This is a genomic window from Fructilactobacillus fructivorans (assembly GCF_001434095.1).
GTDB classification, from domain to species: domain Bacteria; phylum Bacillota; class Bacilli; order Lactobacillales; family Lactobacillaceae; genus Fructilactobacillus; species Fructilactobacillus fructivorans.
On the sequence record NZ_AZDS01000001.1, the window covers coordinates 363,381 to 385,534 of the forward strand.

21 protein-coding genes are annotated in these 22,154 nt (G+C 37.0%); 3 read left to right on the forward strand and 18 right to left on the reverse strand.

The genetic code is table 11. The features are described 5' to 3' along the window. Positions 1 to 17: 17 nt before the first annotated feature. The 10 genes from ftsA to FC73_RS07155 form a co-directional block, all read right to left on the reverse strand. Entirely contained in the window at positions 18 to 1,373 is a 1,356-nt protein-coding gene (ftsA, locus tag FC73_RS01900; protein ID WP_010021205.1) for a cell division protein FtsA, read from the reverse strand. 99 nt (positions 1,374 to 1,472) lie between these two features. After that, positions 1,473 to 2,288, reverse strand: coding sequence for a cell division protein FtsQ/DivIB (locus FC73_RS01905; protein WP_010021203.1), 816 nt, complete (start codon positions 2,286 to 2,288; stop codon positions 1,473 to 1,475). A gap of 12 nt (positions 2,289 to 2,300) precedes the next feature. Continuing rightward, positions 2,301 to 3,413 carry an undecaprenyldiphospho-muramoylpentapeptide beta-N-acetylglucosaminyltransferase gene (gene murG, locus FC73_RS01910; RefSeq protein WP_010021201.1) on the reverse strand — a complete coding sequence of 371 codons (1,113 nt, stop codon included), beginning with the start codon at positions 3,411 to 3,413 and terminating at the stop codon, positions 2,301 to 2,303. Next, positions 3,413 to 4,789: a UDP-N-acetylmuramoyl-L-alanine--D-glutamate ligase gene (murD, locus tag FC73_RS01915; RefSeq protein ID WP_010021200.1), complete on the reverse strand. Its 1,377-nt coding sequence runs from the start codon at positions 4,787 to 4,789 to the stop codon at positions 3,413 to 3,415. Before murD ends, murG begins: the two co-directional genes overlap by 1 nt. A 19-nt stretch (positions 4,790 to 4,808) precedes the next feature. Next, positions 4,809 to 5,765, reverse strand: a complete 957-nt coding sequence (gene mraY, locus FC73_RS01920) for a phospho-N-acetylmuramoyl-pentapeptide-transferase (RefSeq protein ID WP_010021199.1) — start codon at positions 5,763 to 5,765, stop codon at positions 4,809 to 4,811. 20 nt (positions 5,766 to 5,785) lie between these two features. After that, complete coding sequence (locus FC73_RS01925) at positions 5,786 to 7,927, reverse strand: penicillin-binding transpeptidase domain-containing protein (protein ID WP_010021198.1); 2,142 nt, start codon at positions 7,925 to 7,927, stop codon at positions 5,786 to 5,788. Beyond that, on the reverse strand, positions 7,924 to 8,307 hold the full coding sequence (gene ftsL / locus FC73_RS01930; protein WP_010021196.1) for a cell division protein FtsL: 384 nt from the start codon (positions 8,305 to 8,307) through the stop codon (positions 7,924 to 7,926). The genes FC73_RS01925 and ftsL overlap by 4 nt, the downstream gene beginning before the upstream one ends. A 12-nt stretch (positions 8,308 to 8,319) precedes the next feature. Next, entirely contained in the window at positions 8,320 to 9,264 is a 945-nt protein-coding gene (gene rsmH / locus FC73_RS01935) for a 16S rRNA (cytosine(1402)-N(4))-methyltransferase RsmH (RefSeq protein WP_010021194.1), read from the reverse strand. Positions 9,265 to 9,281: 17 nt separating this feature from the next. Continuing rightward, complete coding sequence (mraZ, locus tag FC73_RS01940; protein WP_029327083.1) at positions 9,282 to 9,707, reverse strand: division/cell wall cluster transcriptional repressor MraZ; 426 nt, start codon at positions 9,705 to 9,707, stop codon at positions 9,282 to 9,284. Positions 9,708 to 9,839: 132 nt separating this feature from the next. Then, the gene (locus FC73_RS07155; protein ID WP_029327082.1) at positions 9,840 to 10,235 is read right to left on the reverse strand and encodes a DUF3397 family protein; all 396 of its coding nucleotides are present in this window, start codon (positions 10,233 to 10,235) and stop codon (positions 9,840 to 9,842) included. Positions 10,236 to 10,326: 91 nt separating this feature from the next. Here FC73_RS07155 and FC73_RS06890 point away from each other — a divergent pair, with 91 nt between their 5' ends. Next, complete coding sequence (locus tag FC73_RS06890; RefSeq protein ID WP_375708522.1) at positions 10,327 to 10,461, forward strand: DUF4044 domain-containing protein; 135 nt, start codon at positions 10,327 to 10,329, stop codon at positions 10,459 to 10,461. A gap of 49 nt (positions 10,462 to 10,510) precedes the next feature. Here the strand turns inward: FC73_RS06890 and FC73_RS01950 are convergent, their stop codons facing one another. Next, complete coding sequence (locus tag FC73_RS01950) at positions 10,511 to 12,901, reverse strand: FtsK/SpoIIIE family DNA translocase (protein WP_010021188.1); 2,391 nt, start codon at positions 12,899 to 12,901, stop codon at positions 10,511 to 10,513. 18 nt (positions 12,902 to 12,919) lie between these two features. Beyond that, positions 12,920 to 13,432 (reverse strand): tRNA (cytidine(34)-2'-O)-methyltransferase, encoded by a 513-nt coding sequence (locus FC73_RS01955; RefSeq protein ID WP_010021187.1) that lies wholly within the window; start codon positions 13,430 to 13,432, stop codon positions 12,920 to 12,922. 129 nt (positions 13,433 to 13,561) lie between these two features. Here FC73_RS01955 and FC73_RS01960 point away from each other — a divergent pair, with 129 nt between their 5' ends. Next, positions 13,562 to 14,143 (forward strand): copper homeostasis protein CutC, encoded by a 582-nt coding sequence (locus FC73_RS01960; protein ID WP_010021185.1) that lies wholly within the window; start codon positions 13,562 to 13,564, stop codon positions 14,141 to 14,143. 95 nt (positions 14,144 to 14,238) lie between these two features. Here the strand turns inward: FC73_RS01960 and FC73_RS01965 are convergent, their stop codons facing one another. The 5 genes from FC73_RS01965 to FC73_RS01985 form a co-directional block, all read right to left on the reverse strand. Continuing rightward, on the reverse strand, positions 14,239 to 15,075 hold the full coding sequence (locus tag FC73_RS01965; protein ID WP_010021184.1) for a MucBP domain-containing protein: 837 nt from the start codon (positions 15,073 to 15,075) through the stop codon (positions 14,239 to 14,241). A 69-nt stretch (positions 15,076 to 15,144) separates the two neighbouring features. Next, positions 15,145 to 17,781 carry an SH3 domain-containing protein gene (locus FC73_RS01970; RefSeq protein WP_010021182.1) on the reverse strand — a complete coding sequence of 879 codons (2,637 nt, stop codon included), beginning with the start codon at positions 17,779 to 17,781 and terminating at the stop codon, positions 15,145 to 15,147. 385 nt (positions 17,782 to 18,166) lie between these two features. Next, the gene (locus tag FC73_RS01975) at positions 18,167 to 19,048 is read right to left on the reverse strand and encodes an RluA family pseudouridine synthase (protein ID WP_010021181.1); all 882 of its coding nucleotides are present in this window, start codon (positions 19,046 to 19,048) and stop codon (positions 18,167 to 18,169) included. Next, positions 19,041 to 19,853, reverse strand: a complete 813-nt coding sequence (locus tag FC73_RS01980; protein ID WP_010021180.1) for an NAD kinase — start codon at positions 19,851 to 19,853, stop codon at positions 19,041 to 19,043. Before FC73_RS01980 ends, FC73_RS01975 begins: the two co-directional genes overlap by 8 nt. Before the next feature lie 11 nt (positions 19,854 to 19,864). Next, entirely contained in the window at positions 19,865 to 20,485 is a 621-nt protein-coding gene (locus FC73_RS01985; protein ID WP_010021179.1) for a GTP pyrophosphokinase, read from the reverse strand. Positions 20,486 to 20,661: 176 nt separating this feature from the next. Between FC73_RS01985 and FC73_RS01990 the strand changes: the two genes are divergently transcribed. Next, positions 20,662 to 21,246, forward strand: a complete 585-nt coding sequence (locus tag FC73_RS01990) for a DsbA family protein (protein ID WP_010021178.1) — start codon at positions 20,662 to 20,664, stop codon at positions 21,244 to 21,246. Positions 21,247 to 21,295: 49 nt separating this feature from the next. On the opposite strand, the gene FC73_RS01995 is transcribed toward FC73_RS01990, so the two are convergent. After that, positions 21,296 to 22,105 (reverse strand): aldo/keto reductase, encoded by an 810-nt coding sequence (locus FC73_RS01995; protein ID WP_010021175.1) that lies wholly within the window; start codon positions 22,103 to 22,105, stop codon positions 21,296 to 21,298. Positions 22,106 to 22,154 lie beyond the last annotated feature (49 nt).

Consider the following 22,154-nt stretch of genomic DNA (forward strand, 5'->3'; position numbering starts at 1 on the left):
TTATCGATACCCCCGCGTTACTCGAAAAAGTGATGTACGATACCACTAAATCTTTCGCCTAAATTCTTATCACTCTTTGGTTTCTTTTCACGTTTCTTTTTTGCCGTTTTGTTCTGTCTTTTTTGCTTAAAGGGAATGGATCCAGATACTTTCGGTTCAGACTCAGGTTCAACTTCTCTGGCATTTCCGTTGTCACTATGAGTGAACTCACCATGGTCAAATGCAGAACGTACTAACCGCTCGATTTGACTCAAATTACCTCCATAATTAACTAAAGATAGCGCTAATGACAAAGAAGGATGTCTTAAACCAATTTGATCAGGAATATAAACCCTGACATTCACTCCAAAAGTATTAGCAGCTAACTCAGCAATTCCAGGCATTGATGCTACTCCACCAGTTAGAACAATCCCACCAGGCAGACTCAGAGCATCAATTCCGTCAAGGTCAGTTTTTAATCTACTAAAGATTTGGTCAATTCGTGCTTCGATAATCTCAGCCAATAACTTTTCACTTACGTTAACTGGTTGTCCTTGACCAACCACATCAACTGGGAATTCATTATCTTCACTAGCTTGATCGACATCAGCATATCCATAGCCACGCTTTAGCTTTTCAGCATTAGAAGCAGATGTATTTAACACTGAGGAAATATCTTTAGTTATGTATTGTCCACCCTCAAGATCCACATTTGCATACTTGAGTTCAAAGTCATGAATAACCGCAACTGTTGATTGGCCACCACCTAAATCAATCAGTATTGTACCAAACTCTTGCTCTGATTCACTTAAAATATATTTTCCTTCAGCTTGAGGATCAACGACAAGTGCCTCGATGTTTAGTCCAGCATTTGTGACAGCCTTCTTGATATTGTGAATGATTGTTTTAGGTCCGCTAATCATACGACCATTCATCTTAAGGCGATTTCCAACCATTCCTCTTGGATCTTGAATCCCGTCAAAGCCATCAACCATGAACTCATCAGGAGTTAAATCAATCACTTCACGTTCAGGAGGTAGATTAGTATCAATCGCAGATTCAGCAACGTCAACAACGTCATCATTAGTGATTTCTTCTGATTGATCAGGAAGTTCAATCATTCCAGAACACTTATCAATTTTTATTTGGTCAGCAGGAATGCCAACAATTACGTTACTAATCTTAACACTGGCTTTTTCTTCAGCCTGTCTAATTGCGCGTCCAATTGCGTTTGAAGCCTTGTCAATATCAACAATAACTCCCCGGCTCACTCCAGTTGATCTCTCATTACCAACCCCGATTACGTTCATTTGATTGTTGGCTTTTTCAGCTACAATCACTTTAATCGAAGTGGTTCCAATATCTAAACCAATGTACATATTTGAATCGTTCATAATCTGGAACCTCCATATAAAGTTTATCGAAAACGATTGTCCAATAAACCATAATCTCACTTAATTTTAACACACATAGTGAATGTTAATAAAGAACTCTCATTTCCCCAGTGGATACGAATATGCTCCTACTTCCATGTTGATAACACTCTTTTGTTTTAGGGTCTTAGCAATTGACGGATAGTAAGCCATCTTTTCTGCCATTGTGCTAGTTTTAACATAAACTTCATTTCCATCTTTCATCACAATCTTAATTCTTTCAGGATTACTTTTGGTAGTTGCACTTTGTAATTCCTTAATTTGATTTCGAATGGGTGGCTTAATGTTTTTATATTGTTTTAAAACATTTTTAATTTCTTCTTTTTGGTTAAAACCAGAAAGAACACAAACATCATCTAAATTTTTAATCTTAACAGCTTGATTAGAAATATTGCCAGACGGGTAAACTGGATAATATTTACCATTCCTTAAAGCATACTCAGGGTCAGAATAACCCATCACTTTTACATTTAATTGATTATGATGCGTAAAAACGAAATCAATCTTTTTAACTTCAGCATTATGATTCAAGACGTACTGCTGGGCTTTGGACTGATTCCTTTTAACCATGAACAACGAATCTCCAGCTTGAAATGGAATTTGCTTATTAATATTAGCATCCGCCAATTGCCTATCAGTTTGAACTTTAATCTCTGATATTCGACTGTACGGCAATACAAAATACAGTGAGATTAGGGCAATTATGCTAAAAGCTAATAGGATTGGTAAAAAGCCTTTAATTAACTGCCGACGTTGCTGTCTTCGAATCCCGGGAATTTGATGGCCAACCCGATATCTACTATTTTTTCTTTGTTTTCTCTCTTGGTATCTTTCCAACCGACCAGACGAATTGGAATCATTGCCGTTAGTTTTCATCACGATCACCCGTTAAGCTTTTTTATGATGTTTTTTAATTGCAGTTTGGCAAACTGCTAAAAGTTGATCTGCTGCATTTCGAACTCCCATATTATAAGAATTAGCAGCCATTTGTTTTCTCAATTCAGAATTATGCATCAAAGAGTCCACTTTAGTTACTAATGACTGTCCGTTAAGATCTTTTTCCGTCAAAATCATTGCGGCATTATTTTTCACCAAACTCATGGCATTCTTAGTCTGATGATCGGCTGTAACATATGGACTGGGAATCAGGATTGCGGGAATTCCAATTGCGGTAATTTCAGCAATACTAGTAGCTCCCGCTCTTCCTACAATTAGGTCAACTTTTGGCAAAACTTCCGGCATATTAGAAATATACGGTAAAACTGCAATATTACTGTTGACTTTAACGTTCTTCAACTCATCTTTTACACTTTGATAACGCTTTTGACCAGTTACAAACACAACTTGATACTTGCGTCGGTCAAATTCAGGAATTGCTTCTACGGTTGAAGAATTAATTTTCAAGGCACCCTGGCTCCCACCAAATATTAAAACGGTTGGAACGTCATCTTTTAAGCCAATGCTGCTCCATTTAAAATCACTTTGTATATTTGCAACCTGTTGGGCACGAGGATTCCCAGTAAAAACAACTTTATTTTCAGGAAATTGTTTTCGGGCATCGTCAAAGGCAATGGCAATCTGATCCACATAACGACTTAAGAAACGATTAGTTAGTCCAACCACACTATTTTGCTCATGAATAACGGTCGGAATCCCCATTTTGGCTGCGGCATAAACCACGGCACCACAAACATAGCCACCTGTTCCAACAACGACATCCGGTTTAAAATCTTTAATGATTTTCTTTGCTTCATGAACACTTTTTAAAAAGAGCCAGATGGTTTTGAAATTATATAAACTAAATAACTTCCGTTTAAAGCCCTGGATGTTTAACGCATCAAATTTAAGTCCCTTCTCTGGAACAATTTTACCCTCAAGCCCACGATCAGATCCAACATACAAAACTTCTGAATTAGGCTCTTTAGCTTTTAATGCGTCAATTAAGGCAAGTGCGGGGTAAATATGTCCTCCCGTTCCACCTCCCGATACAATCATTCTCATTAGTTGGTCTCCTTTTTACCGGTTAACTTTTCAACATCTTTAATGAATTCATCGCCGCGATCACGATACGTTGCAAACTGATCCCAACTAGCATTAGCTGGTGACAATAATACGATATCGCCTGGTTTACTCATCTTAAAGGCCTCAGGAACAGCCTCATCAAGATTTTTAACTTTCTTAATCTGTGGTACCCCAGCTTTTTTTGCTGCCTCTTCTAATAAGTCAGCAGTTTGACCAAACAAAACAATTCCTGCCAAACTATCCTTAAAATCTGGTACCAATTTATCGAAAGTATATCCACGATCAAGCCCGCCTGCTAATAAAACGATGGGTTCATCAAAGCCCCTCAAAGCCATCTGAGTTGCTTCAATATCGGTTGCCTTCGAATCATTATAAAATTCACGATTGTCAGCCGTTAATACGTACTGAACTCGGTGACGAACTCCACCAAAATTTTTTAATACCGACACAATTGCCTCGGTAGGAACCTCATATAATTTAGCAACTGCAATGGCAGCTAAAGCATTTTGAACATTCTGTTCGCCTGGGACCCGAATGTCTTTTTCGTGCATAATAAATTCATCTTTAAAATAAATGTCTCCATCAGATACATAGGCTCCATTCTGATAATGATCAGTTAGTGAAAATGGAATAATTTGTGCTTTACTGCGCTTACTTAACTCTCTCCATTCTTCACTATCAAAGTTAATTACCAGATAATCATTTTTGGTCTGATTCTTAGTAATTTGCATTTTAGCATTCACATAATTTTCCCGTGTCTTGTGATAATCCAAATGATTGGAAAAAATATTAGTAATAACGGCAATATGAGGATGGAGTTTGGGGGTACCTAATAACATAAAACTTGAAATTTCTAATACCAAGACATCTTCCTTAGTAACTTCTTGAGCTACCTTAGTTGCCGGAATTCCAATGTTACCACCATCTAAAGCAGTTCCATGCTGTTTACCAGCCTGCAACATCTTAGTAATCATAGTCGTTGTAGTTGTTTTTCCATTGCTTCCAGTAACCCCTACTAATGGCGCCTCTGAAACCTCAGCAGCTAGCTCCAGCTCCACAATAATCGGAATATTTCGAGATTGAGCGGCTTTTACTAGTTCATTATCGTACGGGATTCCGGGATTTTTAACCATCAAATCCATGCCATCAAGCAAAGAAACAGGAGACTTACCAGCTACCACCTTGACACCATCATTTTGTAAATCATTGTATGCTTTGATCTGATCTGCTGGTTTGGCATCCGTTAACGTAACCTTGGCACCCAATTTAACTAGTAGTTCGGCTGCATTGGTTCCACTCATTCCAGCGCCAAAAACCAATACGTTTTTATTTTTATAATCGTCAACTTTTTTCATAATTAAAACTCCCTAAAAACTAAATCATTGTAATAACACCCGTTATGGCCGTAAAGAGCCCAACTAACCAAAAGACAATATCAATTTTCCATTCACTCCATCCCATCATCTCAAATGAATGATGAATGGGAGTCATCTTAAAGATCCTTTTACCAGTTAGTTTAAAAGATGTTACTTGTAAAATAACACTAGCCGTTTCAATAACAAACACTAGTCCAATCCATAACAAGGAAAGTTCATGATGAAGCAAAATTGATACGGCGGCTAATGCTCCACCTAGCGCTAATGACCCCATGTCTCCCATGAAGATCTTAGCGGGTTTATGATTAAAGATCAGAAAGGCTAATAAAGCTCCTGCCACTGACGTACAAAAGATTTCAACCTCAAATTGATGCTGAAAATATGCCACCACGGCATATGCTCCAAATGCAATGATCGCTAATCCACTCACTAATCCATCCAATCCGTCGGTTAGATTAACTGCATTTGAGAATCCAGCCAACCAAAAGATAATGAATAGGACGTAAAAATAGCCTAATGGAATTTCACCAAGATTGAAGAAACGAATGGACATTGGAAATCCATCTGCATAGTAGACCCATGCAAAGACCAAAGCACCAACGATCTGAAGCAGAAATTTTTGCCATGCTTTAAATCCTTCATTTTGACGTTTAAACAACTTGATGGAATCATCCCACATCCCAATCAAACCGTAAAAGACAAGAACAAATAACAAGATGAGCAAAGTTGACTTTAATTGGTTAACTACTAAACCATAAACTAAGCATGTAATCACAATCGCAATGATAAAGCCTAACCCTCCCATTGTAGGAGTGCCACTTTTGCTTTCGTGCCAGCTAGGGCCTTCCTCCCTGATCATCTGACCTTCATGCTTTGATCTAAAATAGCTTACTAATACTGGAGTTAGTCCCAGTGTAATAATAAATCCTCCAACTAGTGGAATTAACCAATCCATCACTTTTCATCCTCTCAAAATTATTTTAATTTAATTACTAACGTGGTCTTGGGGGTAATTCGTTGACCACGATTAATGCTTTGGTTTACTACATTGCCCTTACCAGTAGTACTTAACTTAATGTCCAACAAATCACTAAGGGTCTGAACATCTTTTTGACTCCATCCTTTAATGTCTGGCATCCTTAAAACACCACTAGTAAGTAAAATGATATGATTATTGCCAGCTCCAGCGCCAATTGGCGCTGGGCTTTGTTTTGTAATTGTATCACCATCACCGATCACGATTGGTGTCATATGACTCTTATTAAGCTGATCCTTAGCTTGGTCCGTTTTCTGATTAACAACGTCTGGAACTTGAGTATTATTTTCATTATTTTGTGTTAATGCTCGTTTCATAACGGGATTAAAGATCTGTGCCATTAATTGAGAAGCTGTCTTACTACCATTTAAGGTTGGTTGCTTCATGCTGACATACATAATGTATCTTGGATTAGATGATGGAACCATTCCAGCCACTGAGTAAAGATAGCTATCATCACCGTTTTCATATCCACCCGTTCCATTACTTACTTGGGCCGTACCGGTCTTTGCTGCTACTCGATAGCCAGGGATTTGATAATCATGTCCAATTCCATACGGCTTATAAACAACATCTTCCATGTGTTTTCTAACTTCCTGAGAAGTTGAAGCTTTAATAGGATGACCAAGGGTTTCCTCTTTATAAGACTTCACCACTTTATGATGATCATTGGTTATATTATCAACAAATCGTGGCTTAATCATTTTCCCGTTATTAGCAACTGCAGTTAGAGCTTGTACCATTTGTAACGCCGTAACCTGAATTCCCTGGCCAAAGGCTGTATTAGCCTGTTCAATTGGTAATTTAAACTGCATACTACCTGAATCATCATCACCGAAAACTGAGTTAGTATTCTTAAGGAACTGAAAACGATTAATGTATTCTTTCCATGTTTTCGGACCCATCTGTTCCTCTAAGTGTGCCATGGCAACATTACTAGATAAGGCAAACCCCTTATTATAAGTGATTCGGCCCCATCCAGTTGGCAACCAATCAGGAACAGTTTTACCATCAATGTTATATTTTCCGGACAAGTAACGCTCGTTGCCATGAAAATTACCACTATCAATTGAGGCCGCTAAAGTAAAGACTTTCATTGTTGAACCAGGCTCAAAAGCATCTTGAGTTAACGTATTTCGCCAAATTCCACCAAGTCCCTTACCAGTTGTGGCATTAAAAGTAGGACGTTGAGCCGCAGCTAGCACCTTCCCAGTCTTAGCATCAATCAGCATAGCATTCATACTTTTAGGATGAACTTGTGATTGAACTTCCGTCATCTGATTTTCCAGAAGATATTCAAGTCGTGAGTCAATGGTCGTATGGACGTTATTACCATTGATTGCCGGTTTTTCTTTTTGATTGTCCCCGGGAACTTCATACCCGTAATTATCATGGCGAACTTCTTTATAACCATTTTGGCCACTTAAAGTTTTATTAAATGACTTTTCTAGCCCCATTTGTCCTACGAGGTTGGTTTCTTTCGTCTTATTATTAGTTACTTGTGAAGCTAGTCCCACGATGTGCGAAGCAAAAACTCCGTTGGGATACAGACGGCTTTGTTGTTGAACAAACTTGATCCCTGGTAAATGCTGAGCCACAATCTTTTGTTTATCAACTAAAGAAATATTTTTCCCAGGATTTCCAAATTCCACTTGAAAGGCCTTTTTTTTGGGCTGAAGTGTCTTAAGGGCTTCTTTGTAACTGATTGGCAAGTTTTCAGAAAGAACTTTAGCCGTCTTTTGGGGGTTAGTCACGTAATCCGGTTTATTGTCCTTAGTCTTCTGTGATTTATTCAAGATGGCATAAATCGAGTAGGTACTAGTGTCTTCAGCTAGTGCTTGATTATTATTATCGTAAATTGTGCCTCGCTTAGATTTCAGCACATTAGTTTGAGCATACAAATTTTTCGTCTGCTGTGCCAAATTAACGTTATTTGCGCTTTTGAAAATTGCTTTTTTAAAAAAAAAGCCGAAAATCAACAGGAAAACTACAATTACTAAAATCCGAAAATACATCCCAAATCTTTTTCGGTTAGCAATCGCATTTTTCCGATTTTTCATCTGCTCTTGTTTTTTATTCATTTTGTGATGTTCCTTATTTGATCATTCGAAAGTTTCAATCCAGATCCCTTAGCAACTTTATCCAAGCGTGAACTACTTTGTAATTCATCAATCTGTTGTTTAAGTCCTGTATTTGTATTACGTATTCTTGTTGATCTCGTTGCTGTATCTTGCAACGTTTGTTGTGCCCCTGAAAGCGATACTCTTGTCCAAACTAACGCAATTGCCATTAAAAAAACTACTGCACATCCAACTACTAAAACAGTAACTTCAAGTTTCGGGGTGAACCTATGTTCTTTTTGTGGAGCAGTGGGTTGGTGAGAATTGATCTGATTTCTGCGATACGTTTCATACGCATTCCCATTTGAATATTCTTTTCTTGCTAGACCATTTTGTGCCAAAGTTCCCACCTCCTATTTAATTTTCTCAATAATTCTGAGTTTGGCACTGTGCGATCGGTGATTTTGATTAAGCTCATCTGCACTGGGTAAAATTGGTTTTCTTTGGACCATTTTAAATTTTGGTTGCATTGCTTCAGGTATTACAGGTAAATCATGGGGCAAATCTTGAATGGTGGTCTTTTCTTTAAAGATTCCCTTTACCAATCGATCTTCTAATGATTGAAAAGTAATCACGCTAATTCTTCCGTGAACTTCTAACATGTCTAAAGCTTGCTCCAACGAATCTTCTAAAGCTCCTAATTCATCGTTAACAGCGATCCGAACAGCTTGAAAAACTCGTTTAGCGGGATTCCCACCGTGCCTTCTGGCAGCGGCCGGAATAGCGTTTTTGATAATTTCTGCTAGCTGAGTCGTAGTATCAATTGGATGATCAGCTCTAATACGCTCAATGCTTCTGGCAATTTGTTTTGAAAATTTTTCTTCACCATATCGATAAAAAATTTTTACTAACTTTTCATATGACCAATGGTTAATAACTTCCCAGGCATCCAAGTTATTTCGTTGGTCCATCCGCATATCAAGGCGAGCATCCTTTTGATAACTGAATCCACGTTCGGCGTCATCTAATTGAGGTGAAGATACCCCTAAATCATAAACGACCCCAGAAACGTTTGTAACACCGTATTGCTCTAGATCAGACTTAAAGTTTCTAAAATTATCATGAATGAAAGTTAACTCATTATCCTTCAAAAACTTTGCTAAATGGTGCTGATTATAGTCGATAGCAACTTGATCTTGATCAAAGGCATACAAATGACCATTCCTTAACTCAGAAAGGATCTTTGCACTATGTCCTCCACCTCCTAGAGTACAATCAACATAAATCCCATTGGGTTTAACGTTTAGACCACGAACAGCTTCGTTTAATAAAACAGTTTGATGTTCAAATTTAGCCATCATTAATTCACCCCAGCCTAATCATTAAGTAAGTTCTCAGCAATATCGCTGAACTCACTAGAAGCCTCGTCCGTGTATTGATCCCACTTAGAAGCATCCCAAATTTCAAATCTAGTTGATACCCCCGCTAAGACACAGTTCTTAGTAAGACCTGCATACTTACGAAGTGACGTTGGAATGTTAACTCGTCCTTGCTTGTCAATGTCACATTCGGTAGCAGCAGAAAAGAAAAAACGGGCAAACATTCTAGCATCTTTTTTGTTAAATGGAAGTTTATTGATTTTTTCTTGAACTTTCTGCCATTCTTCTTCGGTGTATCCGAAAAGACAGCCATCGAGTCCCCGAGTAATAACAAACTTATCACCTAATAAATCTCGGAATTTAGCAGGAATAATAAGCCGTCCCTTGGTATCGATATGATGTCGATATTCACCCATGAACATGGCTCTCATTCCTCTCTTCCTAAATATAATTTTAGTTTACCACAATAACCCACTTCCTACCACTTCGCCTCCACAAAAATCCACAAAAAAATAAACGCATTTCAAGAAAACAATTCTTGAAATGCGTTTAAATCAATGTATTGTGATAATTTTTATAATCAAAGATAATATAAAAATAATTATCCAATAAATATCACTTGCTCGCCAAAAGTTAATTAAAAATAACTTTGGTCTTAATTGTCCCTCACTCACAACTCGATAAATAAGAAAAATAATTCCCATTATCATCCAAATTAAAACAAAGACGGGCAAAAAAGAAAAACCGTGGTTAGTCATTGTAATGACATGTACAATCCAGATCCCAATAATTGGAAAGGAATCTAAAAAGTTTAAGCGTTGAAAAATTCGATTCTTAGTCACACGTTTCGAAATAATAATAATTAGACCGATTATTATAAAAAATAATGCTGGTTTAATCAAAGCTTGCATTAATGAATGCATGTTTGAAATATAATTAACCATTTTCATTTTCCCTCAACCCTTAAGTTTAGACATAATAAGTAATTTGCAATATTTTTAGTTCAAAGTTAGAATTATCACAGTATAAATACTGAAAGTGGTGGATGCCTTGAATAAATGGAAAGATAAATCAACGTTTCAAAAAATCCTTATGATTTTTGTTTGGTTAATGATAATTGCAACCATTTTATCAGTGGTTGCTGGATCAGCAGCTGCTTTCTTTGGTGGCGCATAATTTAATAACCTTGCTTTAAGACATTCTGAGTTAAATCAGAGTGTCTTTTTTATTGCTCTGCATCATCAGATGATTTTTTGTAAACATCCCGTGGCTTACTTCCATGCTGGGGACCAATATAACCACGCTGCTCCATGTCATCAATAATTCGTGCGGCACGATTATATCCAATCCGAAACTGACGCTGAATCATTGAAGTACTAGCTTTTTGTTCTTTAATAACAAAAGCAAGCGCATCATCAAACAAATCATCCTCGTCATCATTCTTTTCCTCTTCTTTAATCTCCGCATCGGTTACCATCATCGAATCATCGTATTCCGGTCGGGCCTGCTTCTTTACAAAATCAACCACGTTTTCAACATCACTATCAGAAATGAAGGACCCCTGAACACGTGCAGGAATGTTTTGATCGATCGGAAGATAGAGCATATCACCTCGACCAAGCAATTTTTCAGCACCATTGGTATCCAAAATTGTTCGTGAATCAACTCCACTCGAAACAGCAAAGGCAATTCTTGATGGTACGTTAGCCTTAATTAATCCAGTAATAACATCTACCGATGGCCGTTGAGTAGCTAGAATCATATGTACACCAGCAGCACGGCCCATCTGAGCTAATCTAATAATGGCACTTTCAACTTCATTTGAAACGGTCATCATTAAATCAGCTAATTCATCAACCACAACCACGATGTACGGAAGTGTCGGAAGTGAAGTTCCTTCACTGGCGTTCTTTTCACGAATGTACTTATTATAGCCACTAATCTTTCGCTGACCAGTTTGAGCAAACATCTCATAACGATGCTCCATCTCGTCAACCACCTTATGAAGCGCACGAGCAGCCTTCTTAGGATCAGAAACAACTGGACTCAACAAATGTGGAATACCATTATAAACCCCTAATTCAACTTTCTTAGGGTCAATCAACATAAATTTCACTTGGTCTGGAGTCGCTTTTAACAAAATACTCGTAAGGATTGAATTAATCGCAACTGATTTTCCACTTCCAGTTGATCCGGCAATCAGTAAATGAGGCATTTTAGTAATATCACAAGAAACTACGTCCCCATTAACATTCTTTCCTAATGGCACATTCAAAATACTCTTTGTATCACCAGTTTGGTTTTCAAAGACATCTCTAAATGAAACCGTTGAAATTGATTTGTTAGGAACTTCAATACCAATTAGTGATTTCCCTGGAATTGGAGCTTCAATTCTAATATCCTTAGCAGCCAACGCAAGCGCAATATCATCACTTAAATTGACAATTTTAGATACTTTTACCCCAATAGCAGGATGAAGTTCATACTCAGTTACTGAAGGACCTAGACTTACGTTCTTTACCTCAGCGTCAACACCAAAGCTCTTCAAAGTTTTCTGCAAAATTTGAGTATTCTTATCAATGGCATTATATTCTTCGGTCTGATCCTGTTCTGGAACCTTCGTTAATAATTTGGTCGAGGGAAGCTGATAACGATCATTTGTTGAGTTACTGTCAAATTTAGGGGAATCTGCTTCCGGTCTACTATCCGACTGAATTGGTTTTGGTTTTCGACTGGCAACCGTGATATGCGGTGCTTTTTCATCACTTTTATTTGTATCTTGGCTTTTAATTGAATTATACAATGAATCATGAAGTGCTTGCGGTTGTTCTTGGGTTCTACTAGATTCTGGTCTTTTTGGAACTGAAGAATTAACGGAAGCTTTTTTAACAACGTGTGATGGTTGTTCCTGACTCTTTTTCTGTTTTCGTCTTTCATTATTATTTATATGAGCACGACGCACCGATGCCACCATCGAAGTGATCCATTTTCCTGTCCAACTCAACCCATCCTTAGCCCATTGAATAACTGGCAATTTAAAAAAGATAACAACTCCAATTACCATTAGCGCGTAAGCTAAGATTGAAGTTCCTAGTAATGAAATGAGGGTACTAAAAAGTGAAAGTAACGACGCTCCCACCATTCCACCACCAACATTACTAGTAGAAACATTACTCGTAATATCAGAAAACAATGTGTTAAACGTTGTTTGGACAAATCCTACGTGGGTATTTAATGAATTAAAAAACAAGATTGATAGGTTCAAAGTCAACCCCACAAAGGCAACTAAGAATCCGACAATGTAGTGAAAATCAATTTTAGGAATTTTAATTCCAAGAAACAGTAATCCACCAAAAAGACCAAGAAAAATTGCTAAAACTTGATAAGCATTTCCAACGACTAATCGAAATACGTTAGCAAATAATGTCCCGGCCATCCCCAAACTGAAAAATCCAAGTCCGGCAATTAGTAGGAAAATTAAACCAATAATGTTTAGCTTCCTTTTACCACAAAAACCCTTGAATTTGATCCAAAAAGAATTTTTGCCTTTCCTTGAACGACGCTTTCGCGTTGTTTTCCGTTTTGTAGTTTTACGCTTTGTTTTTCGTTGAGCCAATTAAGGCACCCCTTCACATTATTTTAATTTATCATGTTCATAAGTATGGGTCATTTCAAGACCAGCAAAACCTTGTTGTCTTAAGGCCTCATATATTACGATCGCACAAGTGTTCGATAAATTCAACGCCCGAATATGTGAATCATCCTGTGGAATTCTGATTGCCTGTTCGGCGTATTGACGTTCAAAATTCTCTGGTAGACCGGTTGTTTCTTTACCAAATAAGAAATAATAGTCGTCATTGGGATCACGATAATCACGTTCGGTATATACCTTTTCCCCAAACTTTGACACCAAAAATAACTTTTGCTTATCAGGAATGGTTTTTAGAAACTCCGGAAGATTCTCATGATAATTAATTTTAACTTTATCCCAATAATCCAATCCAGCTCGTTTTAAATGTTTATCATCTACCGAAAATCCAAGCGGTTTAATTAAATCTAAAACCGTATCAGTACCAGCACATGTTCTAGCAATATTACCCGTATTTGCGGGCATTAATGGTTCAAATAACGCAATATGATTAGTCATTAATATCCTCCATAAATTCGTTCAATAATTCCATTTCTTAATTATATCACGCGCCCAATTTCATTTAAGGTCAAAATTGATGTCAATTCCTACCCATAATAGTTATAATTATTTGAGGAGGTAGTTTATATGACAATTATTGAACCAATGGTCTCAAAGTTTCGTGAGGTTCCAGTTGAACTTGAAAATGCCAAGGTGAAAATTGCAATTGAACAAGAAATGATGACACCTAGTCGGGGTTTCATTGCCGAGGCTTGTAAATATGCTCATGAAAAGAAACGAAGCCTGGATGTCTTAATTTCTTCAAATAATGACACCAATACTTTTAATGATTCTGAAATTAAAATCATGGAAGACGACCTTTTTCAGTGTCAAGAACTAGGTGTCGATGGAGTTATTATTGGGGCATTAGATGACAAACATAAGATTGATTTAGAAGCAATGGAAACCCTTATGGCAGCTGCTGGAGGCATGCAATTATACTTCTCCCCTGCGTTTGATCACATCATTGAAAAAGACTGGACTGATGCACTTAACTGGATCGATAATAATAATTTTGCTGGAGTGGTAGCATCCACAAGACTAGATCACCTCAACGAAAAAATGAAAAACTATCAAAATCTCCAGTTAATCCCATTTACTGAAACAAAAGATGAACTTGAGAAGCTTCAAAGTTCCATCAAGCCAACAATTATAATTAATAAAAAATAATTTTAGTGTCAAAAAATCCCCTCAAATTGGAATTGTAAATCTAATTTGAAGGGATTTTTACTTTGCTGTTCTAAACAACTATGGATTACTTAATATTAATGTTCGAAGTGACGAGGGCCTCTTAACCGACGCCAAACGAATCCACCAACTCCGGCAATCACTACTACAATAATTCCGCCAATTACCCAAGGCGTGATTCCACTCTTGCTTTTCTTTTTATCATGCTTATTTTGATCTTTTTTACCATTCTGATCTTTATGATTTTTTTTATCAGACTTGTATTTTTGATCTTTGGCATTTTTTTCTTTTTGAGCTTTCTGATCTGCTTTGGTTTTTTTGGATTCTTTAGCATTGTTGGAGGTGTCAGATTGATCTTTAGCTTTTCCATTTTGATCTTTCGTTGTACCTTGCTTACCTGCATCAGAATTCATTTTACTAGCATTGGAACTACTACTAGCACTGCCATTATTATTTTTACTTGGACTAGTGGCCGTTCCACCATTACCGTTATTGCTGGTACTGCTGCTTGAGTTAGCATGATTAGCTTGACTGTTACCAGCAGCTTGATTACCAGTTGATGAATAAATAATGGTCATTTCCATTATATCGGTCGAGCTGTCACTTCCACCAAAGGTCATTTGAGGACCGTTACTGTTATTTTGTCCATTTTGGATACTAGCATACTTATAACCAGGAATATTAGGAATAGAAGCAATATACGTACTTCCAGTATCACCCATGGCTGTGGTAGCGGGACGAATAACTTGTCCATTTTTATCAACATAATGAACAACTATTTCTCCCCTTCCACTATTACCTTGCGCAAATTGAGTAGTCTGTGCGTTGACATATACCACATTCGGTACGAAAAAGCCTACCGTTAATACTGCAAAACTAACTAAAATGATTGAGGCTACTTTCTTTATACTCATAATCCATACTCCATTTCATTTATTTGAAAATGTTTAAAAAGATCCACAAATTGCGATAAATGGAATCCGTTAATTAGTTGCAGCAACGTAGCGATATGCACCTGAAGCTGCTCGATATCTTAACCATGTGTAACCATTAGCGATTACCTTGCCATCATAAACTACACTTTCACCAGCATCGTATTGACCTACAACTTGCGAATTGGTATTTGGTGAAGTTCGGATGTTAGTAGTATTTCTAAATGTATATCTTCCGGAAGCAGAAGTAACGTCTGAGTGACTGGTAGAAGCACCAGATCCATTACCTAATTCAGCAACGTAGCGATATGCACCTGAGCCACCACGGTATCTTAACCATGTATAACCATTAGCGATTACTTTGCCATCATAAACCACACGTTCGCCAGCGTCATATTGACCTACAACTTGCGAATTGGTATTTGGTGAAGTTCGCACGTTAGTAGTTTGACCAAAGGTGTATGTTCCAGAAGCTTCAGTAACATTTGGTTGACTATTTGGTGTAGAAGTAGAAGAACTATCATTACCAATCTTAGCAACGTAACGATATGAACCTGAGCTTGCTCGGTATCTTAACCAAGTGTAACCGTCAGCATCAACAGTCCCATCATAAGTGACACTCTCACCAGCATCGTATTGGCCTACAACCTGTGAACTGGTACTTGGAGCAGTTCTGATGTTAGTAGTTTGACCAAAGGTATACCGACCAGATGCTGAATTAACATTTGTATCTTCCTTTGGAGCGGAAGTATTACCAATCTTAGCAACATAGCGATAAGCTCCTGAGCTTGCTCGGTATCTTAACCAAGTGTAGCCATCTGCTTTGATAGTTCCATCATAAACGACTTTTTCACCAGCATCATATTGACCAACAACTTGTGAACTGGTACTTGGAGCAGTTCTAATGTTAGTAGTTTGACCAAAAGTATAAGTACCATTTTCTGATTTAACGTTTGACTCTGGATTTGAAGCTGGCGCATCACTTACTTTAGCTACATACAAATCGTCACCAGAATATGACTTGTATCTTAACCAAGTGTAACCATCAGCATCAACAGTCCCATTGTAAATAACACTTTCACCAGCTTTATATTGTCCTACAACTGGAGCACTCAAACTTGGTGAAGTTCGAATATTAGTAGTTTGATTGAAAGTGTAAGTTCCTGACGTGGACTTAACATCTGGTGCTGGTAGTGGATTTCCTTCATCTTGAAAGGCCACTTTATCAATACTGTCTAAGCCATAATTACGAACACAATTAATCAAAGTTTGAGCATAGCTAGGATCCGTAGCGTATCCATCATATTGTAAGTCGTAAGCGACACTTTCATAATCTCTTACGCCAAGCAAATTGTTGTATCTTGGATTGTCTCTTAAAAAGGCTCCATGATCTTCAATACTTGCAGACCAACTTGGATATAATCTAAAGGCAGCTTGAACCGTAACCCATTGGCCATTAATGTATTCCTGAGTTGGAAAGTAGATTGATTGACCATCATAGGAACCCTTAATCCCAAACAAGTTATTTCCTTTAACGGCTAATCCTGATCTACCCCATCCACTTTCAATAATTGCTTGTGCAATTGAAACTGATGGTAGAACACCATACTTCTTCCATCCAGCGATTGCACCAGGAGTAACTTTATTAATAAAGTCTTGAGTATAACTAACTAGATTGGTGTTATTTGAAACATTGAAGTTAGTGTATTGTGATGGACGCTGAACATTCTTATTTACATTGTTATCCACGCTTGAATCATAATACCCGGGACCAATCTTATTATCAGGAGTGGCAACGTCAGCCTTCAAGTTAACGTTTTGATTTTGATCAGCATTTTGTTGTTGATTATCGTTCTTATCAGCAACTTGATTCTTGTTGTTAGTATTATCAGTTAACTTCGAATCCTTGGTTGCCTGTTGATTGTCAGCAGCTGATTGAGAATCTTTAGTGCTATCAGCTTTAGTAGCTTGACTCACTTGTGGTTGATCAGCATTATTCTTTGAATCTTGCTCCGCTTGCTGCTTTGCATTGGCTTCTTTTTGATCTTGTGAACCCTTAGTTGCCACTTGTTGTGAATCAGTAGCCTTAGCTTCAGTAGAATTAGTATCGGTTGACTTGGTTTGTGTTGCCTGATCCGCATTAACTGGTTGTTGACTAGCTTGAGCAACTGTCTGACTGTTATTAGACGATGCTTTATCAGTAGTATCCTTTGTGTCATTGTTCTTGACTGAATCAGAAGTAGTTTCACTTCCAGTATTTGATTGATCAGAATCATTCTTTTGTACTGTTGGTGTATGTACATTTTCTGAAGTCTTGTTTACTTCTTGATTTGTTTCACCACTTGCTGGTTCAACTTGGGATTGTTCCACTGTTTTACTAGTGTTTTCTGATGACTTAGAAGCTTCTGGTTGGTTCTGAACCTGATTAGAACCTGAAGTTTGAGTAGTTGAAACCCCATTTCCTGATTGTGCTTGAGAAGCTTGAACACTTTGTGAAATTGTCGCTGTATTTGCTTTATCAGCATTTACAGGACTATTCAAGTTAAAAGTTAACAAGGCAGCACTAGCAAAAATTGAACCCATTGCTACCTTCATCCAACCTTTTTTAGTCTTAACCAATTTGTTGCGACGCTTAGTTTCGCCAGTACTAATTGCCATCTGGTTATGCTTCTTAACGTACTTATTCATTAATTGTCTCTCCCTTTCAAAATCACAACATCATATTTAAGTATAACATCTAATGATCAAAAATTAATAAAAAAATAAATAATATTATTAATAATTATTCTAATGTGAAATCGCATAAATGTCCAATTATTTTTACTTAAATTATTATTTTTTACCAAGCTTAAATTCATTATAACATGGAATTTTAAGGTTGAAATTCCCCTAGAGATCAGCATTTACCTTAATTTATTAACTAACATGTTTACCATCAAAAACGTTTTATTGCATTTTGGTTACAGCTTCACATTACAATAAATTATAGTAATAAGCTAACTAAAAAACTAGCTCCTAAAATCGTATATTATCAAATAATAAAAAAAACAACCTACTAATAAGTAGACTGTTTTCAATTCAACAAATTCTTAAATTCTATTGGAATTTTAGATCTCACTTTAATTTTTTTCTTTTCAAATGGATCAAAAAAAATTGTTTGGTAGCAATGTAACTTTTGATATTCACCACTATGAGCATTAGGATTATAAAGCCAATCACCAACTAACGGATATCCAATCTTAGCAAAATGAACCCGTATTTGATGAGTTCGACCCGTATGCAGTCGAATCTTAACCAATGACATCCCGTTATTAACCTTTAACGTCCAGAATTCTGTTCGGCAATATTTACCATCATCACGGACCTCACGCTCAATAAATGAACCCGGCTTCCTCACAATCGGAAGAACAATTTCACCATGCTTAATGTTGAGTTCGCCCGAAATGACCGCAACGTAGTTTTTTTCAATCTTTCGATCCTGAAGTTGTTTATCAAGAACTGAATGTGCAAGATGATTTTTGGCAAACATAACAGGACCACTAGTATCCCGATCTAGACGATTGACAACATGAACCTTCTTACTTGGATAATCATTTCGAAGATAGTACCCAAGAACCCGATTTAAGATTGTATCCTTGGGATAAATGTGCGATGGAACTGACGCCAATCCCGCAGGTTTATCGACAATTAAAAAGTTATCATTTTCAAACAAAATTTTAATGGGTAAATTCGAAACTTGTAAAAAATCATTTTGCCTTTCAGGTGGCAAAATAATTCGAACACGATCTCCATGTGATAATTCAAAACTCGTATACACATCGTGACCATTTACCATTAAGTGACCACCATGATAACGAATGTCCTTAAGTAAGGAACGTGTAACTCCGTTCTTCATCACAAAGGTTCTAACTTTCATTGGGTGAGTTTCATCATAAATCCACGCAAAACTAATCATCGTTTAAGGTATCCCCGATAAATGAATTGCTGACTCGTTGCCAAAAATGAGTGTGACGATATTTGGCAAAGTAAATTCGACGTTTGGAAATTTTGAACTTAATTGATTTGATGGGCCGATCCTTAATTAACAGTTGATCGTAAGTCAAAACGTTATGAAGTGAAACCTCAGGAACAATTGTGATGGATTCAGTTGGCGGAATAATAATCGGAGAACCAATTGTCCGAAAGACCCGATTATTAATCGATGCCATCTCTGCCACCTGAATTGAATTAAATTTTGGCGAAATAATGGATCCCCCGACCGATTTGTTATACGCGGTTGAGCCAGTAGGAGTTGAAATACATAAACCATCCCCGCGGAAATTCTCAAAAAGTTCACCTTTAATGTATACTTTAGCAACCATCGTTCCAAAAAGTTTCTTAAACGTGGCCTCATTTAAGGCAATCATGTAATCTGGCAACCCGCCATCTGCATAATCAACTTCAATGTCTAGCAACGGATAACTAACACTTTGTCCATTATCCCGTTTCAGGCTTTCTACCAATTGCGTAACCTCAGTATCCCGCCAATCAGTGTAAAAACCTAAATGACCAGTATGAATTCCAACAAATCTAATTTTATCCGTCAAATCGTCATAATGATGAAAAGCAGATAACAGTGTTCCATCTCCACCAACTGAAATGACAATCTCAGGATTCAGCTCATCAATTTCTAAATCCTTTGCTTTCTCAATTTCTTTTGATAATTCTGATGCAATTCGACTCGAGGTCTCACCATCATTACTATAAATTGCAATCTTCATTGCTTGTTCCCCTATTCATGTTTATCCTTTTGCTTTTTAAGATCCCGATCTAATTCTTGCTTAATTTCTGACATTTCTTCATCTAGCTTGTAAGCCGTTTCTGACGCACTTTGCAATCTTTCATGAACTTCCGGTGGGAAGACATCAGGATGCTTATAGTTCAAAGAATGTTCAATGGTGGCCCAGAAATTCATTGCTAACGTTCTAATTTGGATCTCAGCAAGAATCTCTCTTTGACCATCAACTAATTGCAACGGATAACTAAAAACAATGTGATACGAACGATATCCACTTGCCTTTTCGTTATGAACATAATCACGTTCTTCAAGAATGTTAATATCATTTCTTTTCCGGAGAATATCAACTACGGTATAGATATCATCAAGAAATTCACACATAATTCGTAGCCCACAAATATCTTCCATGTCTTCTGATAACCGTAATTCGTCAATATGGCGACGTTGCATTTTTTCTTTGATACTGTCAACTGGCTTAATTCGACTAGTAACAAATTCAATTGGTGATCGCTCACCGCGTTCTAAGTACTGTGATCGTATGCCACGCAACTTTAATTTTAATTCGTTTGACGCTTCTTGATATGGAAACAAAAAATCGTCCCAGTTTTCTACCATAAAACAACAATCTCCAGTCTCTAGAATTGTTCCAGAAATATAATAACACACATAATTATTATCCCAGTATAATAAGAATATTAAAACAAATTTATTGAATTTTTATGAAAAAATGATACTCTAGTAAGTGCGTCGTTATAGAAGAGAAGAATAACAAACTAGGAAAGGAAAAAGTTATGATTGAACTATATTTATTTGTAGACCCAACTTGTAGTGACTGTGCTGAGTCTGAACGAACCATTGCTCGTTTATCAAAACAATTACCCTGTAAGACATCATACCGAATCATCCCAATCATGAATCTCAGCGTTATATCTGGCAATAAGGAAGCTCACTCACAACTTCTTCCATACAAATTGATTCTTGATTACAAAGCAGCCTTATTTCAAGGAGCAAAGAAAGGCCGAAAGTTTTTGTTTGCGTTACAACGGGATATTCTAGAGAAAAACATGACCTATTGTGATAGTTTAGTATATAGCATTGCTAAACAGGTTAAGTTAGACATGGATATGTTTAAGGAAGATCGCAGATCAAAGTTGACTGAGAGCACCTTCAAATCTGATCAAAAAATGATTTCAGAAATGAATATTTCTAATCATGGTAATTTAGTGATATTTGATTGTGATTCTGCAGACAACGGCCTGTTAATTGACAAGGTTGATTATCATGAATTATTTGAAATTTGTAGTCATATTATTCAAAAAGAATCACAAGAACTTGATGATAAAATCAAGCAAACAAGTAATCTAAGAGTTCTTTAGAATAAAAAAAATTCTCACACTTCAAAAAGTGTGAGAATTTTTTTATACTTTATAACCAGCCGAATTGACTCTTCTCAGTATCGAGCTTGCCAATTTCTGCCATTTCATCAGGAGATAATTCAAAATTAAAGATATCCAAATTACTCTTAATTCGATCGGGCTTAGTTGAACGTGGCAATACAATAATTCCGTTTTGAATTAAGAAACGTAAACCAACTTGTCCCACGGTCTTATTATGGTCTTGGGCGATCTTCTTTAAAGTTTCATTAGTGAAAAAACCATTACGACCTCTTGCAAATGGTGACCATGCTTCTAGACGTAAATTGTCTTTTTTAGCGACCGGCAAGAAATCTTTTTGTTGACGGAAGACATTTGTCTCCACTTGATCAACAACTGGAGCAATTGTTGCGTTCTTCAAGATTTTATCCAAATCATCACCATAGAAATTAGATAAACCAATGCTCTTTAATTTACCTGCTTTAACGGCATCTTCCATAGCACGGTAGGTTTCAGTTAAATCACCTGAAGGCCAATGATACAACATTAAATCAATGTAGTCAGTTTGTAATTTCTCTAGGGCTTCATCAATCATTTTCGTTGCTTCGTCATATGATTCTGGGCTTTCAATCTTAGTTGTAAGGAATATGTCATCACGATCAATATCACTATTCTTGATTGCGTTTCCTACTTCACGTTCATTCCCATAATCACGTGCAGTATCGATCCCAGGATAACCATCCTTTAATGCTTGATCAACACTTTTTTCTGTATCACGAGCTGGAATTTCATAAGTTCCGAAGAAAATTTGTGGAATCTTAATTCCATTATTTAATGTAAATGTTTCGTCTCTAGCTGTCATGTAAACACCCCTCCTCAATTAATTACAAGTCCAGCATATTCTTCTCACA